Source organism: Photorhabdus akhurstii (genome assembly GCF_019090985.1).
In the GTDB taxonomy this organism is placed as follows: domain Bacteria; phylum Pseudomonadota; class Gammaproteobacteria; order Enterobacterales; family Enterobacteriaceae; genus Photorhabdus; species Photorhabdus akhurstii.
Genome location: NZ_CP020335.1, coordinates 4,202,515 through 4,221,281, shown reverse-complemented (window position 1 = coordinate 4,221,281; position 18,767 = coordinate 4,202,515). Strand labels below are relative to the sequence as shown.

Annotated in this window: 8 protein-coding genes; all 8 read left to right on the top strand. The window is 46.6% G+C overall.

What is annotated here, in order from left to right:
- Positions 1-46 precede the first annotated feature (46 nt).
- The 8 genes from pepP (at position 47) to B0X70_RS17955 (ending at position 18,765) form a co-directional block, all read left to right on the top strand.
- Positions 47-1,363, top strand: a complete 1,317-nt coding sequence (gene pepP, locus B0X70_RS17990) for a Xaa-Pro aminopeptidase (RefSeq protein WP_217470027.1) — start codon at positions 47-49, stop codon at positions 1,361-1,363.
- A 7-nt stretch (positions 1,364-1,370) separates the two neighbouring features.
- Positions 1,371-2,549 (top strand): 2-octaprenyl-6-methoxyphenyl hydroxylase, encoded by a 1,179-nt coding sequence (gene ubiH, locus B0X70_RS17985; RefSeq protein WP_046396963.1) that lies wholly within the window; start codon positions 1,371-1,373, stop codon positions 2,547-2,549.
- Positions 2,550-2,587: 38 nt separating this feature from the next.
- A complete protein-coding gene (gene ubiI / locus B0X70_RS17980; RefSeq protein WP_217470026.1) occupies positions 2,588-3,820 on the top strand; it encodes an FAD-dependent 2-octaprenylphenol hydroxylase in 1,233 nt (410 codons plus the stop codon).
- A 358-nt stretch (positions 3,821-4,178) separates the two neighbouring features.
- Complete coding sequence (gcvT, locus tag B0X70_RS17975; RefSeq protein WP_217470025.1) at positions 4,179-5,273, top strand: glycine cleavage system aminomethyltransferase GcvT; 1,095 nt, start codon at positions 4,179-4,181, stop codon at positions 5,271-5,273.
- Between the two features lie 121 nt (positions 5,274-5,394).
- Positions 5,395-5,787 carry a glycine cleavage system protein GcvH gene (gcvH, locus tag B0X70_RS17970; protein ID WP_046396966.1) on the top strand — a complete coding sequence of 131 codons (393 nt, stop codon included), beginning with the start codon at positions 5,395-5,397 and terminating at the stop codon, positions 5,785-5,787.
- Positions 5,788-5,874: 87 nt separating this feature from the next.
- Entirely contained in the window at positions 5,875-8,751 is a 2,877-nt protein-coding gene (gcvP, locus tag B0X70_RS17965; RefSeq protein ID WP_040153530.1) for an aminomethyl-transferring glycine dehydrogenase, read from the top strand.
- 565 nt (positions 8,752-9,316) lie between these two features.
- Complete coding sequence (locus tag B0X70_RS17960; RefSeq protein ID WP_217470023.1) at positions 9,317-9,682, top strand: hypothetical protein; 366 nt, start codon at positions 9,317-9,319, stop codon at positions 9,680-9,682.
- Positions 9,634-18,765: a two-partner secretion domain-containing protein gene (locus B0X70_RS17955; RefSeq protein WP_246593338.1), complete on the top strand. Its 9,132-nt coding sequence runs from the start codon at positions 9,634-9,636 to the stop codon at positions 18,763-18,765. Before B0X70_RS17960 ends, B0X70_RS17955 begins: the two co-directional genes overlap by 49 nt.
- The last annotated feature ends 2 nt before the right edge of the window (positions 18,766-18,767 follow it).

The following is an 18,767-nucleotide window of genomic DNA, read 5'->3' as shown; positions in this document are numbered from 1 at the left end:
GGTGTTTATTGAACGCAAAATAATTAACTCAGTCGCAGGAGAGGATATGATCAAACAAGAATATTTATCCCGCCGTCAGGCTTTACTGGCAAAAATGGCTCCGGCCAGCGCAGCGATTATTTTTTCTGCCCCGCCTGCGCCACGAAATTCAGATAATGAACATCCCTATCGTCAGCATAGCGATTTCCTTTATTTGACTGGGTTTAATGAACCGGAAGCGGTGCTGATATTAATTAAGAGTGATGATAAGCATAATCATAGCGTGCTCTTTAATCGAGCGCGTGACCTGACTGCGGAAATTTGGTTTGGTCGCCGTCTTGGGCAAGAAGCGGCGCCGGAAAAACTAGGTATTGATCGCGCTTTGCCTTTTGATGATATCAAGCAGGAGCTTTATCAGTTACTGAATGGTTTGGATGTGGTTTATCACGCACAGGGCGAATTTGCTTATGCCGATGAAATTGTCTTCCATGCGTTGGATATATTAAGAAAAGGCGGTCGTCGTAATCTTTCAGCGCCTTTAACGATAACCGATTGGCGCCCTTGGGTGCATGAAATGCGGTTGTTCAAATCTAAGTCAGAAATTGAAATGATGCGCCGGGCAGGTGAAATCAGTGCACAGGCCCATATGCGCGCGATGAGACTTTGCCGCTCAGGTATGTTTGAGTATCAACTGGAAGCCGAAATTCATCACGAATTTACTCATCAGGGTGCTCGCTACCCTGCTTACAACACGATTGTCGGGAGCGGTGAAAATAGCTGTATTCTGCACTACATCGAGAATGAAAGTAGGATGAAAGAGGGTGATTTAGTGTTGGTGGACGCCGGTTGTGAATATCAGGGGTATGCCGGAGATATCACCCGTACTTTCCCTGTCAATGGCAAGTTTACCCGCGCTCAGCGTGAAATTTACGATATCGTCCTGAAAACACTTAATGTCTCATTGGAGTTGTATAAGCCAGGCACCAGCATCAACAAAGTCACAGAACATGTCGTGCGGATTATGGTAGAAGAGTTGGTGAAACTAGGCATTATGCACGGTGAAGTTGAACATCTAATCGAAACTAAAGCCTATCGTCAGTTCTTTATGCATGGATTAAGCCATTGGCTAGGGTTGGATGTGCATGATGTTGGTGATTATGGTGTAGAGCGTGACCGTATTTTGCAACCGGGAATGGTATTGACTGTTGAACCGGGGCTTTATATTGCACCGGATGCTGATGTGCCGATGGAATATCGTGGTATCGGTATCCGTATTGAAGATGACATTTTGATCACTGAAACAGGTAATGAAAACCTGACAGCCAGTGTTGTTAAAGAAGCTGATGAGATTGAAGCTCTGATGGCGAAAGCAAAACAGGGTTAAGTTAAGAATGAACGTGATTATCGTTGGTGGAGGTATGACCGGCGCGACGCTTGCGCTGGCGATATCTTCCCTGAGTAAGGGGCAGATTCATGTGTCCCTGATTGAAGCAGCAGAGCCGGAGCAGAAACATCCCGGTTTTGATGCCAGAGCGATAGCACTGGCTTACGGTACTTGCCAGCGTTTACAGCAGATTGGCGTTTGGTCTGTTCTGGAAGAGTATGTGATACCGATAACTCACGTTCATGTTAGTGATCGTGGTCATGCAGGGTTTGTGAACCTTTATGCAAAAGAATATAACATTCCAGCTTTGGGCAATGTTATCGAATTGTATGATGCAGGGCAGTGTTTGTTCGGATTACTGAAAAATGCGCCTGGTGTAACGCTACATTGTCCATCCAAGGTTATGGCTGTTGAAAGAACCCTGTCATCGGTAGCTGTCACTCTGGACAGTGGTGAACGACTGCAAGGTGAATTGCTGGTAGCGGCGGATGGCAGCCATTCTGCCATTGGTCGTGCCTGTAATATTCAGTGGCAACGGCACGCTTATGAACAGGTTGCTGTAATTACTAATGTACTGACTTCGGAGCATCCGCGAGGCAGTGCATTTGAACGTTTCACAGAACATGGGCCACTTGCTTTGTTGCCAATGTCTGGGGGGCGGAGCTCGCTGGTATGGTGCCATCAATTGGCTCGGCAAAAGGAGATAGCGGGTTGGAATAATGAGCAATTTCTTCGGCAGTTACAGCAAGCATTTGGCTGGAGACTAGGGAAAATATTGGAAACCGGTCATCGTCATAGCTATCCATTGACACTATCTACTGCAAATCAACAAATTAGCCACCGATTGGCGCTGGTGGGAAATGCCGCGCAAACATTACATCCAATTGCAGGTCAGGGTTTCAATCTTGGTATGCGAGATGTGATGACATTGGCTCAGATTGTTTCTGAGGCTTTTGCTGCTGGACAGGATATTGGTACTTATCAGGTTTTGGCCAACTACCAACAACAACGAATTTTAGATCGAGAAAACACCATCGATATTACCGATGGATTGATACGGATATTTGCCAATCGTTATTTTCCATTACAAGTCGGGCGTCACTTCGGCCTGATGATGATGGAAAAATGCTCTCCTATGCGGGATATCCTGGCCCGTCAGACTCTGGGTTGGGTCGCCCAAAGATAACCGCAGATCAAGCAGACAAAGTAAGAGGACGTTATATTATGCAATCATTTGACGTGGTTATCGCTGGTGGCGGTATGGTTGGTTTGGCGCTTGCCTGTGGCTTACAAGGCAGTGGTTTGCGGGTGGCCGTGGTGGAGAACTATCCTCCTGCTCAACCCGTTATTGCTGGAGAAGAGTATGCTTTGCGGGTCTCTGCGATTAATGCAGCCAGTGAGCGCCTATTACAGCATCTTGGTGTGTGGCGACATATCTTGGATATTCGCACCAGTTCTTATCAGGAAATGGAAGTTTGGGAGCGTGATAGCTTTGGCCGTATTCAGTTCAGTGCGGCTGAACATGGGCTGGAATATCTTGGTCATATCATTGAGAATCGGGTTATTCGTGAGGCATTATGGAAAAAAGCAGACAGCTTACCTGATGTGACCATGTTGGCGCCGGCGGCTTTGCAACAGGTTGCCAGGGGTGAAAATGAAGCTTTTATGACTTTATCCGATGGTCGCATGTTAACCGCTCGTTTAGTTGTTGGCGCTGATGGCGCTCATTCATGGTTGCGTCAACATGCTGATATTCCTCTCACATTTTGGGATTATGAACATCATGCATTGGTAGCCGCTATTCGCACTGAAGAGCCGCACGGCCGGGTTGCCCGCCAGGTCTTTTATGGTGAGGGTATTTTGGCGTTTTTGCCCCTTGCCGATCCTCATTTGTGTTCTATCGTCTGGTCATTACCGGGTGAAGTTGCTGAACGGTATAAACAACTTGATCATAAGCGTTTTAACCAGCAATTGGCGGTAGATTTTGATCTGCGCCTTGGTCAATGTGAACTGATGAGTGAACGTCTGACAATTCCACTGACCGGTCGTTATGCCCGTAATTTTGCGGCTCATCGTCTGGCCCTGTTGGGCGATGCCGCTCATACCATTCATCCATTGGCAGGACAGGGAGTGAATTTGGGCTTTATGGATGTTGCTGAACTGATAGGTGAATTGCGTCGTTTGCATGGTCAGGGAAAAGACATTGGTCAGCACTTTTATTTGCGTCGCTATGAGCGTCGACGTAAACATGGCGCTGCTGTGATGCTGGCTGGCATGCAAGGTTTTCGTCAATTATTCGATGGCAATAATCCGGCGAAAAAACTTTTGCGGGATATCGGGTTATCTCTGGCAGATAATTTACCGGGAATTAAACCTAAATTACTTCGTCAGGCAATGGGGTTGAATGACTTACCGGACTGGCTCTCTTCTAAATCCTATTCGGCTGAAAAAATCTAATTTAGCCTCTGCTTATCGATAACTTTTTCTCATGTCTTGCTGAAATATGAACAGATGATTTTATTCATATTTCAGTTAGCTTGTAACAGAAAATGAGTGTTTTCTAAAGTTAATTGTTAATTTTGAGTATTATGACTCATTTTAATAGTTGAAAATTCTGCATACTCATAACACGTTTTTTGACGGTCACTGAATTGAACCCTATTTTTACTTATGGTTCATTTTGGTTTTCAGTGATAACTTTCATTTTAAGATATCGTTTGCGTCGCGTTTTTTAGCCGCTTTTTGTTCATGATTCACAGTATCTGTCGGTTAATACGCGGTATGTTTTCATGTAGGAAATGAAAAGAGGGAAATAATGGCAAAACAAACTCCATTGTATGACCAGCATCTGGCTTGTGGTGCGCGTATGGTAGATTTTCATGGCTGGATGATGCCTTTGCATTATGGTTCACAAATGGATGAGCATCATACTGTCCGCACTCATGCCGGTATGTTTGATGTTTCCCACATGACGATTGTGGATCTGCATGGTACTGGTTGCCGTGATTTCCTGCGTTATTTGCTGGCAAATGACATTGCTAAATTGACAGAAAAGGGCAAAGCCCTATACACCGGGATGCTTAATGCTTCTGGCGGTGTAATTGATGACCTGATTGTTTATTACCTCAGCAATGATTTTTATCGATTGGTGGTCAATTCTGCGACCCGTGAGAAAGATCTGGCATGGATTAATGAACATGTAGCCAGTTACCCGGTTGATGTTCAGGTTCGTGATGATCTGGCATTAATTGCGGTTCAGGGGCCTGAAGCTCAGGCAAAAGTAGAGTCTCTATTGAATGATGAACAAAAACAGACTACTGCCGGAATGAAACCTTTCTTTGGCGTTCAGGCGGGGGATCTGTTTATCGCGACAACGGGTTATACCGGTGAAGCGGGTTATGAAGTGGCGTTGCCAAAAGAGCAGGCCGTGGATTTCTGGCAAAAATTGCTGAGTGTCGGTGTTAAGCCCGCGGGATTAGGTGCGCGTGATACGCTGCGGCTTGAAGCCGGTATGAACCTCTATGGGCAGGAAATGGATGAAACCATTTCTCCCCTTGCGGCTAACATGGGCTGGACAATCGCTTGGAAACCCGAAGATCGCCAGTTTATTGGTCGTGAAGCGCTAGAAAAGCAGCGCGAAGAGGGCACTGAGCAGTTAGTTGGCTTGGTGATGAGAGAAAAGGGTGTGTTACGTGGTGGCTTAATAGTTAGTTTTACTGATGAGATGGGCGCCTTACATTCTGGCGTTATTACCAGTGGCACGTTCTCTCCAACATTAGGATTCAGTATTGCCCTTGCCCGAGTGCCGCAGGGGATTGGTGAACAGGCGGTTGTCCAAATTCGCAATCGTGAAATGCCGGTTCAGGTAGTCAAACCTAGCTTTGTACGGGCGGGTAAGCCTCTCGTATAGTCATTTTTATCGAATAATAACTTGATGAGTAAATAGCAATTTATCCTGGTAAGCATGATTGGCGCAGCAGCACAAAATAGCCTAATCGGGGTAGATTCTAGGATTGAAGGAGATGATGGTAATGAGTAATGTACCCGCAGAGTTAAGATATGCTGAATCACATGAGTGGGTTCGTGCAGAAGGCAATGGTGAATACACGGTAGGTATTACCGAGCATGCACAGGAGCTGCTAGGCGATATGGTGTTTGTTGATTTGCCGGAAATAGGTGGTGAAATCAATCTTGGCGATGATTGCGCGGTGGTTGAATCAGTAAAAGCGGCTTCTGATATCTATGCGCCACTAAGTGGTGAAATTATTGCCGTTAATGAAGCGCTAAATGACTCGCCCGAATTAGTTAACAGCGAGCCTTATAACGAAGGTTGGCTGTTCCGTATTAAAGCCTCTGATGAAAGTGAACTTTCGCGTTTGCTGGATGCCGAAGGATATCAGGCACTTCTGGACGAAGAAGAATAATATGCTTACCGTCGCCCTGTTTCACATTGTGAGCAGGGCGTTTTTATTTGTATGCCATTTCTGGCCAGCTTCAGGAATTAGTCACAAATGATCCAGACATTAAGCCAACTCGAGAATCAGGGCGAGTTTATCCGCCGTCATATTGGCTCTTCCGCCGAACAGAAAAAAGAGATGTTGGCGACAGTGGGAGCAAGTTCCCTTGATGAGTTAACACAGAAAATTGTTCCCCGTGATATCGCGTTGCCAGAGCCGCCCGATGTTGGCGGTGGTGCGACTGAACAGCAAGCGCTAGCTGAACTGAAAACGATTGCCAGCCAAAATAAGCGTTACCAATCCTATATTGGCATGGGGTATGTGCCTGCTGTACTTCCGCCGGTTATTTTGCGTAATTTATTAGAAAATCCTGGCTGGTATACCGCTTATACACCTTATCAACCAGAAGTTTCTCAGGGTCGCCTTGAATCACTGTTGAATTTCCAACAAGTGACGATCGATTTGACGGGTTTGGATATTGCCTCTGCTTCTCTACTGGACGAGGCTACCGCGGCGGCGGAAGCGATGGCGATGGCAAAACGTACCAGCAAACTAAAAAATGCTGACCGTTTCTTTGTTGCTGATGATATCCATCCTCAAACATTGGACGTTGTTCGTACCCGCGCGGAAACCTTTGGCTTTGATGTGATTGTGGATAAAGCAGAAAAAGTCTTGGAGCTGGAAGGCGTATTTGGTGTGCTGTTACAACAGGTTGGTACAACGGGTGAAGTTCATGATTATGCTGATCTGATCGCACAACTGAAACAGCGCAAAATCATTGTCAGTGTTGCCGCTGACTTGATGGCGTTGGTGCTTTTGACCGCGCCGGGTAAACAAGGGGCTGACATTGTGTTTGGTTCTGCCCAGCGTTTTGGGGTGCCAATGGGTTATGGCGGTCCCCACGCAGCATTTTTTGCCAGCCGTGATGAATTCAAACGTTCCATGCCGGGACGTATTATCGGCGTTTCCCGTGACGCGGCAGGTAATACCGCGCTGCGCATGGCAATGCAGACCCGTGAGCAACATATCCGTCGTGAGAAAGCCAATTCCAACATCTGTACGGCTCAGGTGTTGTTGGCAAATATCGCCGGGATGTATGCGGTATATCATGGTTCGAAGGGGCTGAAACGCATTGCGGGCCGTATTCATCGTCTGACTGACATTCTGGCGGCCGGGTTACAGAAAGCCGGGTTCACTCTGCGTTACAAAACTTGGTTTGATACGCTGACCGTTGAAGTCGCTGATAAAGCAGCGGTATTGGCCCGGGCAGACAAAGCTGAAATCAATTTGCGTACCGATATTTACGGCGCGGTGGGTATCACATTGAGCGAGGCTACCAGCCGTGATGATCTGGTCAAATTGTTCTCTGTGCTGACAGGCACAGATGACAAGCTAGATGTTGAAGCACTGGATCAAGAACTGATGACGGAAAGTCACTCCATTCCTGCATCCATGTTGCGCAGTGATGAAATCCTTCTGCATCCAAATTTCAATTGCTATCACAGTGAAACGGATATGATGCGCTATATGCATCGTCTTGAGCGCCGGGATTTAGCACTGAATCAGGCCATGATCCCATTGGGTTCTTGCACCATGAAACTCAATGCTGCGGCAGAAATGTTACCGATCTCTTGGCCTGAATTTAACGAACTGCATCCATTCTGCCCGCCAGAGCAAGCGCAGGGTTATCAGCAAATGATCAGCCAATTATCTCACTGGCTGGTGCAACTGACAGGTTATGATGCCGTTTGTATGCAACCAAACTCCGGTGCGCAGGGTGAATACGCGGGTCTGCTTGCTATTCGCCGTTACCATGAAAGCCGTGGAGAAGGGCATCGTCATATCTGTTTAATCCCCAGTTCTGCGCATGGCACCAACCCAGCTTCTGCTCATATGGCAGGTATGACAGTGGTGGTGGTGAGTTGTGATAAAGAGGGCAACATTGATCTGGCGGACCTGCGTGAAAAAGCGGAAAAATCCGGTGACGAACTTTCCTGCATCATGGTGACTTACCCATCAACCCACGGCGTATATGAAGAAACGATCCGTCAGGTGTGTGAAATCATTCATCAGTATGGTGGTCAGGTTTACCTTGATGGCGCGAATATGAACGCGCAGGTGGGTATCACCGCGCCAGGTTTTATCGGTGCTGATGTTTCACACCTCAACCTGCATAAAACATTCTGCATCCCACATGGCGGCGGTGGTCCAGGAATGGGGCCGATTGGCGTAAAAGCTCATTTGGCGCCGTTCTTACCGGGACACTCGGTAGTTCAAATGGATGGCATTACTGAACAGAGAGCTGTCTCAGCGGCGCCATTTGGTAGCGCTTCTATTCTGCCTATTAGCTGGATGTATATCCGTATGATGGGTTCGCAAGGGCTGAAACAGGCAAGCCAGACGGCGATTTTGAATGCTAACTATATTGCTGCTCGCTTAAAGAATGATTATGACGTGTTGTATACCGGTCATAACGGTTATGTGGCGCATGAATGTATTCTGGATATTCGGCCGTTGAAAGAAGAGTTTGGTATCAGCGAGATGGATATTGCTAAACGCTTGATTGACTACGGCTTCCATGCGCCAACCATGTCATTCCCGGTTGCCGGTACGCTAATGGTGGAACCTACAGAATCAGAAAGCAAAGTAGAAATTGATCGCTTTGTGGATGCGATGCTGGCAATTCGTGCTGAAATTGGCAAAGTGGCGAAAGGCGAGTGGTCATTAGAAGATAACCCATTGGTTAATGCGCCTCACGTACAAGCTGAACTGGTTTCTGACTGGAGCCATAGTTACAGCCGTGAAACCGCGGTTTTCCCAACCTTGGAAACCAAAGCCAATAAATATTGGCCTGCGGTTAAACGCCTTGATGATGTTTACGGTGATCGTAACCTGCATTGTTCCTGTGCGCCTGTCAGTGATTATCAATAATCACTAATATAATAGTCAACACCGGTATAATAACTGGTGTTGCTATTATTTATATTTATTGGCGAAGCTGATTAAAATATAAAATAATTTTATGTATTTAATCCCTTTTTCTCCCAAATTTCACATGCTATTTCTAATCTAACAGCATCTTTCATTATTGCTATTTTTATTTAATAAAATGTTTTTATTGATATTTTATTTAAATAGGTTTTTATGGGTAATGATATTTCATTAATATAAAATTGAAACTATTATTAATATAATAATTTATTATTATTGTATGATATTCGCAATCCTCAGAAACTGTATGAATTAAGTTTTCCTATAAGTGCCTCTTCTGTTGAAACAGAGAAACACGGCGAGTAGTACGAGAGTGTTCTACTCCGTTACCATTGAATATCTCCATCCTTTACCGCGATTTTCTGGCATTTAATATATCAGATTCTCCATTAGCAGGATTAAAAATCCGGACGCTGATCACATTTTATACTGATAATTTAGACGGATAAATTATTCATCATTAGAATAGTTTAATTATGTCACTATCAAATTATCAATATTTTCTATGGAAAGATTATCGCTTTATCACCGCAGTCTGGCAGCGCTTGTCCTGCTGGCAATATCCGAATGGACTCATGTTTCAACATCGGGTGCATTGGGATCTATTTGTCACACTATTCACCGGATTGAATTTGCAGGGACAGAAAGTTTGTCCCGGTTAGACCAAGAATACTCGATGCATCCTTATTTACCCGCAGGGTTAACTTTGCAGGATATCAACGCCAACGCACGGGTACGAAAAACCGCTAATACCTCATTGGGTAATTTATTAGTCAGCATTACTGACTTTGCCACACTTAAATTAAGAAAAGGGACAGTACGATGGATAAACGCCACAATTCGATGGCCAGGGTCACGAGTTATCTTTTAATTTACCTGACGGCAATTCAGCCATTGCACCCGGCTATGGCTGTCGGTATAACACCGGATAACAACCGCACACAGGTACAAAATCAGGGCAATGTGCCGGTGGTGAATATCGCCACGCCGAATGATGCGGGCATATCCCACAACACCTATCAAGAATTCAATGTCGCCACTCAGGGAGCCGTACTTAATAACGCGACACAAACGGCTCAATCGCAACTGGCAGGGCAACTTAACGCGAACCCTAACCTGAAAGGCAAAGCGGCGGAACTGATTATTAACGAAGTCACCGGCAGTGGCCGCTCTGACTTGCAAGGCCAGTTGGAAATTGTTGGCAATAAAGCCAACGTGATGATTGCCAACCCTAACGGCATTACCTGTGATGGTTGTGGTTTTATTAATACCACCGGCGCAACCCTGACCACCGGTAAACCCCAATTTGATCAACAGGGCGCACTAGAAGCACTGGAAGTGAAAAAAGGCCAGATTACCATTGGCGGTAAAGGGCTGGATGGCAAGACGACAGATTATGTCGATATCATCAGCCGGGCGGCGGAATTGAATGGAAAAATTCAGGCTAACACCCTGTCGCTGACTCAGGGGGCCAACCGTATTAGCTTGAAAGACGGCACGGTTAAACCTATCGCCGGAGAAGGGGCAAAACCGCAATTAGCGGTTGATACCAAAGCCTTAGGTGGCATGTATGCCAATAAAATCCGACTGGTTGCCACTGAAAAGGGGGTTGGGGTTAATCTCACCAACCTGACCACAACCCAAGACGCTATCAGTTTAACCGCTGAGGGTAAAATTATCTTGGGGGAGGTACAAGCTAAGACCGATATCAACATCAACAGTAAAGCCATTGAAACGGCAGAACAAAGCCATGTACAAGCGGGTCAACATCTGAGATTGACTACCGAGACACTGCGCAATCAAGGTCAAATCCGTGCGGGTGGCGATGTCGCGATTAAAGCGACTAAACTGGATAACGTAAACCCGACTAAGAAAAGTCACCCTATTATTACCGCGGGTAAAAACAATAGCATTACTGCTAACGAGATAAATAATGTTGGCGAGTTAAGCGCGGCGCAAAACCTCACCCTGACAGGTAAAAATTTTTCAACCAAAGCGATAAAAGACAGTCAGCAGAATATCATCGGTAAACTGAGTGCCGGTGGGGATCTGACGGCGACATTTCAAGATACATTTCGTTTTGATTTTGATAAAGAACATTTTAACGAGGGAAAGAAACCCACGGATCTGGCGTTAATCACCGGGAAAAACATTTCTCTCACTGCCCGAGATTTAGTAAATCGTGCGTCAATGAGGGCAGAACAAAACTTAACCGCTGACGCGGAAACGATCTATTTAGGCCAGGGGCATTTAAAAGCCGGGAACCATGTCATGTTGGATGGAAAGTCACACCTTGATGTGAATGGTTATGATATCTCCGGTCATGATGTGACCTTGCTTGCCAGCCGGGGAATGCTGTCTGTTGTCTCTGGGGACGACTATACCCCGGAAGGAACAAGGGTATTAACCACGCTTTCTGCTGATAACCTATTACGCATTATCGCCGATGGTCCTATTGATATTGCAGATACCCTGATTAACCGGGCGAAAAATATCTTTTTGGCAACCAATGATAAACTTGAGATTTATGCCTCGGGTGATTTAATTGATGAACAGAGTCCACTTAGTGACGGCGCTAAACAAGAATTAATTAATCAGCGTCTGCGCCAGCTTAGCCAATTGCAAGCGGATGAAAATATTGAGATCCATGCAGGAAAGATTGTCGATCTGAGAAGTATTTCTTTAACTGCGGGGAAGGATATCACTCTGACCAGTGGCGGCACGCTTGATATTAGCAAAAGAACAGCAGAGGACCCTTATGAATATTCAAATGAGCATGGAGATGACTATGAAAAACATTATGAAAATGCCGATGACGAGGAAGACGAACAGTCTTACCCACAATTTCAATTCCCGATAATAAAAAGTACCCTCACTGCCGGCAATAATTTAACCCTTAATTCCGGTGGTGACATTATTGATACTGAGGCAATTTTATTGGCAAAAGGGGTGACTGCAATTATCAAAAACAACAAAGAATTGCATTCACCTAAAGGAAAATATAATTCAGTCGAAGGGAAATATACGCCAGTCACTTCTGCGCTGATTGCACGTGCGTTAAGTCATGCTCCTCAACTGACAATGAACTTCTCAGAAGTAGAAGGAGAAGTACCGGGAATTAAACTGGCGGATAAGCAAACGCGGATCACCTCGAAAAACAATCGCCCTATTATTCATATTGCGGCGCCTAACGCCCGTGGTGTTTCACATAACCGTTATCATGAATTTAATGTTGGCACTGCGGGACTGGTATTGAATAACGCGACCCATGATACGCAGTCTCTACTGGCGGGGCAAATTGGCGCCAATCTTAACTTCAACGGTAAATCAGCCGAGCTGATTATTAATGAAGTCGTGGGGACCTTAGCCTCAAATTTGCAAGGGCTGTTGGAAGTCGCAGGGCAAAAAGCCGATATCCTCATTGCCAACCCGAACGGCATTACCTGTAATGGCTGTAGTTTTGTTAATACCCCGGCTGTCACCTTATCGACCGGTAAACCGGTGTTTGATAAAGAGGGCGCGTTAGCGGCTCTGGAAGTAAAAAAAGGCGCCATCACCTTGGGTGAAAAGGGGCTGGATGCGACGGCGCAAGATTCTATCGATATCATCAGCCGGACCACTAAGCTTGACGGTAAACTACAGGCGAAAAACCTGACATTGACACAAGGCCCCAACCGGATTGATTTCAAACGCGGGACCCTTGTCCCTATTGCAGAGGAAGGTTATACCCCTTGGAAAGCGATTGATACCGGGTTATTGGGGGGAATGTATGCCAATAAAATCCGTCTGGTGAGTACCGAGCCGGGTAAGGCTGTCAATCTGACTAACCTGACGGCAACCCAAGGCGACATCAGTCTGACGGCGGATGGCAAGGTGATTCTGGGGGATGTACAGGCTAAAACGGATATCACCGTTAACGGTAAAGACATTGAAACGGCGAAACAAGGTCATATGCAAGCCGGTCAGCATCTGATGTTGACAACCGACACATTGCAGCATTGGGGACGAATTGGCGCCGACGGTGATGTCGCGATTAAAGCGAAAACCTTGTCTTTAAATGGGGGAAATGTCACCGCCGGGAACCAGGTTCAGCTACAGGCAGAGAAAAGTCTTACGGTGCGTGGCACTGATATTTCAGGTCATGACATTACCTTAATCTCCAGCGGTGGTGGTATTTATGTTTCATCTGGAGGAGATAATCCCACTGCGGCAGGCACACAGGCGCTATCTACTATTTCTGCGGTTAATACATTACATATTCTGTCTGAACAGGGAATATCGCTTTCAAATACGCTAATTAACCGGGCGAAAAATATCTTTTTAGCAGGTAATGGTTGGGTTAATACTAATCAGCCTTTGGTAGCGGATGAGAATATTGATCTTCACGCTGGATGGGGGATAAATTTGGATGGGATTTCCCTGACCGCCGGGAAAGATATTACCCTGACCAGTGGTGGTTCGATTAATATTGGCAAGGTTACTGCCGGCAACAATTTAACCTTGATTGCCGGCAGCAATATGAAGGAGACAGCATTATCGGCAGAAGGCGCGACCACAGTCGCCCAATATAGTACCGCGTTGCGCTTAGCCGACGGGAAATATACCCCGGTGACTTCGGCGTTGATTGATCTTGCATTAGGCAATGCCCCCCAACTGACCATCAATATTCCAGAAATAGCCGGTGGAATACCCGGGATTCAACTGGCGGATAAACGAACGCGGATTGCCGTGAGAAATAACCTGCCTATTATCCATATTGCGGCGCCTAATTCTCGAGGTATTTCACATAACCGTTATCAGGAATTTAATATTGGGGCTGCCGGGCTGGTGCTCAATAACGCTACCGAAGCTACCCAATCCATACTGGCGGGACAAATTGGGGCAAACCCTCACTTTAACGGTAAATCGGCTGAGTTGATTATTAATGAAGTGGTGGGGACTTTAGCCTCAAATCTACAGGGCCTGTTGGAAGTGGTGGGGCAAAAAGCTGCTGTCTTCATCGCCAACCCGAACGGCATAACCTGTAATGGCTGTGGCTTTATCAATACCCCGGCTGTCACCTTATCAACGGGTAAGCTGGTGTTTGATAAAGAGGGCGCGTTAGCGGCTTTAGAAGTGAAAAAAGGCGCCATAACCTTTGATGAAAAGGGGCTGGATGCGACGGCGCAGGTTGATGTCGATATTATCAGCCGGACCACGATACTTAACGGCAAAGTGCAGGCGAAAAACCTGACACTGACACAAGGCCCCAACCGGATTGATTTCAAACGCGGGACCTTGGTCCCTATTGCAGGCGAGGGTGATACCTCTTGGAAAGCGATTGATACCGGATCATTGGGGGGAATGTATGCTAATAAAATCCGTCTGGTGAGTACCGAACCGGGTAAGGAAGTTAACCTGACCAACCTGACCGCAACGCAAGGCGACATCCGTTTGACTGCTGATGGAGAGGTGACGCTAGGAAATGTGCAGGCCAAAACAGACATAACCGTTAGCAGTAAAGGCATTAAAACGGCGGAACCGAGTCATGTACAGGCAGGCAAAGATATCACGCTTGCCGCGAACACGCTGAACAACACCGGTAAGATTATCGCAGAAGGTGACATGCGGTTATTTATCGACCATTTATACAATCGGAATAAGGGACTGATTCAGGCAAATAACCATCTCTGGTTGCAAAAAGACGCGAGCGGTAATTTAAGCACTGAAATTAACAACACTTCAGCGACGCTGAAAACCCATAACGGGGATATTATTATTCGCGCAAAAGCGTTAAATAATGCTTGGAATGCCAGCGTCGCTGCGGGAATGAACGCTTATATCAATGCGACAAAACTGGATAACAGCCAAAGCCAGTTTCATGCGAAGAAAAATCTCATCTTAACCGGTCACGACTTTAACAGCGGGATGGATGATAAACTCTCAGCCGATCTGAATGTGGTGGCTGATTTTATTAATCAATTCAACGGAACTGCATTCATCTCGGCGAAAAATATTCTGCTTCATGCCGGTGAAATTATCAGCATGGGATACTTCAAGGCGGACAATGATCTGTCCGTCATCGCTGAACGTGGAATAAATGCCCGCCAAAATACACTGGAGGCAAAGAGAAATCTGACCTTGATTGCGGGCAAAGATATTGAGGCATTTCAAGTCGGGTTGAAGGGAGAAAATATTGAACTGCTTACGCGCGAAGGCGACATTCGGATGTGGGGGGACGGTTCGCGTATTTCGGCCAGCAACAATTTGCGGATATTGGCGGATCACAAACTGGATCTGTATGACCTTTTGTTCGATAAATCAAACACGATAACGTTAAACGCGGGTCATGAAATTGATGCCAGCCAAGTTAAATTGGCCGCACAGAAAAATCTGACCCTCATTGCGGGCAAAGGTATCACCGCCCGTCAAACTGAACTGAAAGGGGAAAATATTGAGCTTCTCACGCGTGAAGGCAACATTCAAATGGGCGGGCATGATTCGCGTATTTCGGCCAGCAATAATGTGCAGATGTTTGCGGGACACGAACTGAATATCCAGGATCTTTTGTTCGATAAAGCCAACAATATGACATTAAACGCGGGGAGTGAAATTAATGCCGACCGGGTTAAATTAGCGGCAAATAAAAATCTGACCTTAATTGCGGGCAAAGATATCACCGCCCGTCAGGCAGAGTTAAAGGGAGAAAATGTTGAACTTCTGGTGCGGGAAGGCGACATCCAAATGGGACGGAATCGATCTCATGAGTTATTGGCCTCAATTTCGGCCGATAATCATTTGCGGATTTCAGCAGGCAACGATCTGGATCTCTCCGGTACCCGGTTGGATAAATCACAAAACCTGACATTAAGTGCGGGTCGTAACCTGAATGCCAGTCGAAGCCAATTGAACGCTGCGGGCAATATTAATCTGTTTGCGGGAAATGATTTAATGTTGCGGCAAGCTGGTATCCGGGCGGGGCAACAAGTCATGCTCAGTGCGGGCCGTGATATTGAAATCTCTCGCCCCAATACGCCAGAGAGCCTGTTTTATTTATCCGAATTAGATGGATTAGACAAATTCGCTGAATTAGGTACGCAAATTACCGCGGGTGATCACCTGCAACTCAGTGCGGGGGGCGATATCGCGGGTATCGCGAGATTAACATCGACTAAAGGAAATGTATCGGTTAGCGCTGGCCGGGATTTACTGTTCTCTGCCCGGAAATATTCGCCGATTAATGATGGCGATAAACAATACCTTTATGCTGCCAGCGCCATCAACGCGGCCCAAAATCTCACATTAGTTGCGGCAGGCAACCTGCTGACATCCGGGGCCAGCTTGACATCCGGCAATGATATGCGGCTTTCCGCGGGTGGAAATGTTCGTTTTGAATCGCGGCAAGAATTTATCCGCGAGGGGAATATTGAGCGCTTTACGCAACACGCCAGCCGGCTGAATAGTGGCGGCGCATTAACGATTCGCTCCCAAGGCAGTATTTTATTCCAGGCGACGGAATTAATCGCCAAGGGTGTAATGGATATCGCGGCAACAGGCGGTTTTCTCTATGCGCAAGCGATGGAAGAAGTTTATAAGCGGGAAGAAACAGAGAAAAGCTGTAAAGGTTTTGGCCCCATAAAGTCGTGTAAAGTGTTTGGGTCTAAAACAGAACATCGAATACAAATCAAGAAGACCAACAAAGTCACGGAATTTACGGCCGGGGGTGATATTAACCTGATGGCAAAAGATGAGGTGACATTGGAAGCGAGTCGGATAGAGACCAATAAAAACGCGAAAATCACCAGCCAGACAGGGAAAGTGAACTTCAAGGCGATGCCCAATATTGATTTTGAGCAGACCATCACGACATCAAAAGGCTTTTTTATTACACAACGCGATAAAGGTCATCGTGAAGAGACCTGGATAATCCCGTCAGTGCATGTTGGCGGTACGCTGACGGTGGATGCGGCGAAAGGTATCAATGCGGATGTGAAAGTAAAAGAGGGGCAGTTACTGGAAGACGCGTTAGGAGTACTGGGTAACACCCCCGGCACCGAATGGTTGAAAAATCTTCAAAACCGCAATGATGTCCAGTGGAATCAGGTTAAGGACGCTTACAGTAGCTGGGACAAAAAAAGCGAAAGCTTAAACCCCGTAGTGGGTGCGGTGATTGCGATTGCGGTCGCTGCGGTCACGGCGGGTTCGGGCTTGGCGGCTTGGGCGGGAAGTGGCGCCGTGGGGGCGACAGGCGCCACGGGAGCTACGGCGAGCGCGGTTTATGGGGCGGCTTATGGCGGAATGATAGGGTTGACCTCGCAGGCGGCGGTGGCCTTAGTTGAAAATAAAGGGGATCTCACCAAGACACTGGCAGCCTTAGCGAAGCGCGATTCAATCAAATCCCTTGTTACCCAAATAGCCGTGGGTGGCGCATTAGGTGGCTTAGACCACACGATGGGCTGGGGAAAATTAGTGGAAGGAAAAGGCGTTGTCGATCCGATAAAAGCGCAGCTTCCCTTATTGAGTAATAATAATTGGAGTCAGGTGGCCCAGCGTGTTGCGGCGCAATCCATCGTGAGTTCAACAATAGGGACGGCGATTAACGGCGGCAGTTTTACGGATAATCTGCAAACCGCATTGTTGAGTAATATTGGTAATCAGATTAATGCGGAAGGCGCCAAACTGATTGGGGATAATGGGGAGGTTTTAGGCCACTCAGGCAAGATATTGAGCCATTCGGTTGTGGCAGGCATCAGTGCTGAAATTGCTGGTGGGGATGCCAAAGGGGCGGCTGTAGGTGCGCTGGCGGCTGAATTAGCGGCAATCACAATGGAAAGCAGGCTATTTGAACCGGCGTATAAGAATGAAACAGAGCGACAAATCCATAAGCTTCAGGAAGCGTTGACGGGTAATGAAGTTAAGGCCCAGACCGCTAAATTTGTCGGGGCGTTGTCAGGCGCACTGATTAGCCATACCCCGGAAGGCGCTTACAGTGCGGCGAACAGCGCGGAGCTTGTCTATCGAAATAACATGACTGAGCACATGTTGTACCAGTTATCGATAGATAATCAAAAAGACATCTTAGCGGCAGGAAAAGGGGATAAAGCTGCGGAAGAGCGCGTCATTGCGCGGCGGAATGCCGCGATTGCCGTTACCGCAGTGGCGGCAGGCGGCTATGCGTTGGTTTATGGCGGTCAGATACTGATTGCGGGTTCGGCTGAAATAGCAACGGCAGGGCGTGTTGCGCTTGAAGGTTGTAAAACCAATCCGGCGCTGTGCCTGAATAACGTGGGTATTTTTGTCGCTGATGCGGTTGCGCCAGAAGCGGCGGTTGGGACCGGTGTTTTGGCTGCGGGAACGGTAAAGGTATTAGGTAACACTAAAGAAGGTGCTAGGGATTTGGCGGAAGGATTGAGTAATACCTCAAAACCGCTGTTAAGAAATGCTAAGCCTGATACTGATGCCGTAGCTAGTTTGATCGAAAATGAGAAGTTGTATGCTGGAAAGGGGACGACAACTGTTACATACCCTGATGGCATGAGTTTTCAGATTAATCAGCCGAAGCATTTAGCAACTGTAGATGGATTTACCCAAAAATCAGGAATTGCGGGCGGGCACAATGCAGAGGCTTTTTATGGTGTTGTAAAAGACAAAGGAATACAAATCGTCAGTGAAACACCTACTGGTGTTAATGGAATAATGCATATCGAATATAGAGTACCTGCTAAAGATGCTTCTGGGAATTTTACAGGAACTTACAAAGGTAATGGTTCAAAACCATTTGAAAAGACTATCTATGATCCCAAAATTTTTACTGATCAGAAAATGTTGGAGTTAGGTCAACAAGCTGCTGTAAGCGGTTATAAACAAGCTATAGCTAGAGGTCAACAAGCATATGATGCTACAGCAGATGGTGTTACATTCAGGGTATATATTGATAAGAAGACAGGTGGGATAAGTAATTTCCATCCAAAATAGGA

Coding starts and splice junctions, on each gene's coding strand:
- pepP (WP_217470027.1), top strand. CDS start 47: ATGATCAAACAAGAATATTTATCCCGCCGTCAGGCTTTACTGGCAAAA.
- ubiH (WP_046396963.1), top strand. CDS start 1,371: ATGAACGTGATTATCGTTGGTGGAGGTATGACCGGCGCGACGCTTGCG.
- ubiI (WP_217470026.1), top strand. CDS start 2,588: ATGCAATCATTTGACGTGGTTATCGCTGGTGGCGGTATGGTTGGTTTG.
- gcvT (WP_217470025.1), top strand. CDS start 4,179: ATGGCAAAACAAACTCCATTGTATGACCAGCATCTGGCTTGTGGTGCG.
- gcvH (WP_046396966.1), top strand. CDS start 5,395: ATGAGTAATGTACCCGCAGAGTTAAGATATGCTGAATCACATGAGTGG.
- gcvP (WP_040153530.1), top strand. CDS start 5,875: ATGATCCAGACATTAAGCCAACTCGAGAATCAGGGCGAGTTTATCCGC.
- B0X70_RS17960 (WP_217470023.1), top strand. CDS start 9,317: ATGGAAAGATTATCGCTTTATCACCGCAGTCTGGCAGCGCTTGTCCTG.
- B0X70_RS17955 (WP_246593338.1), top strand. CDS start 9,634: ATGGATAAACGCCACAATTCGATGGCCAGGGTCACGAGTTATCTTTTA.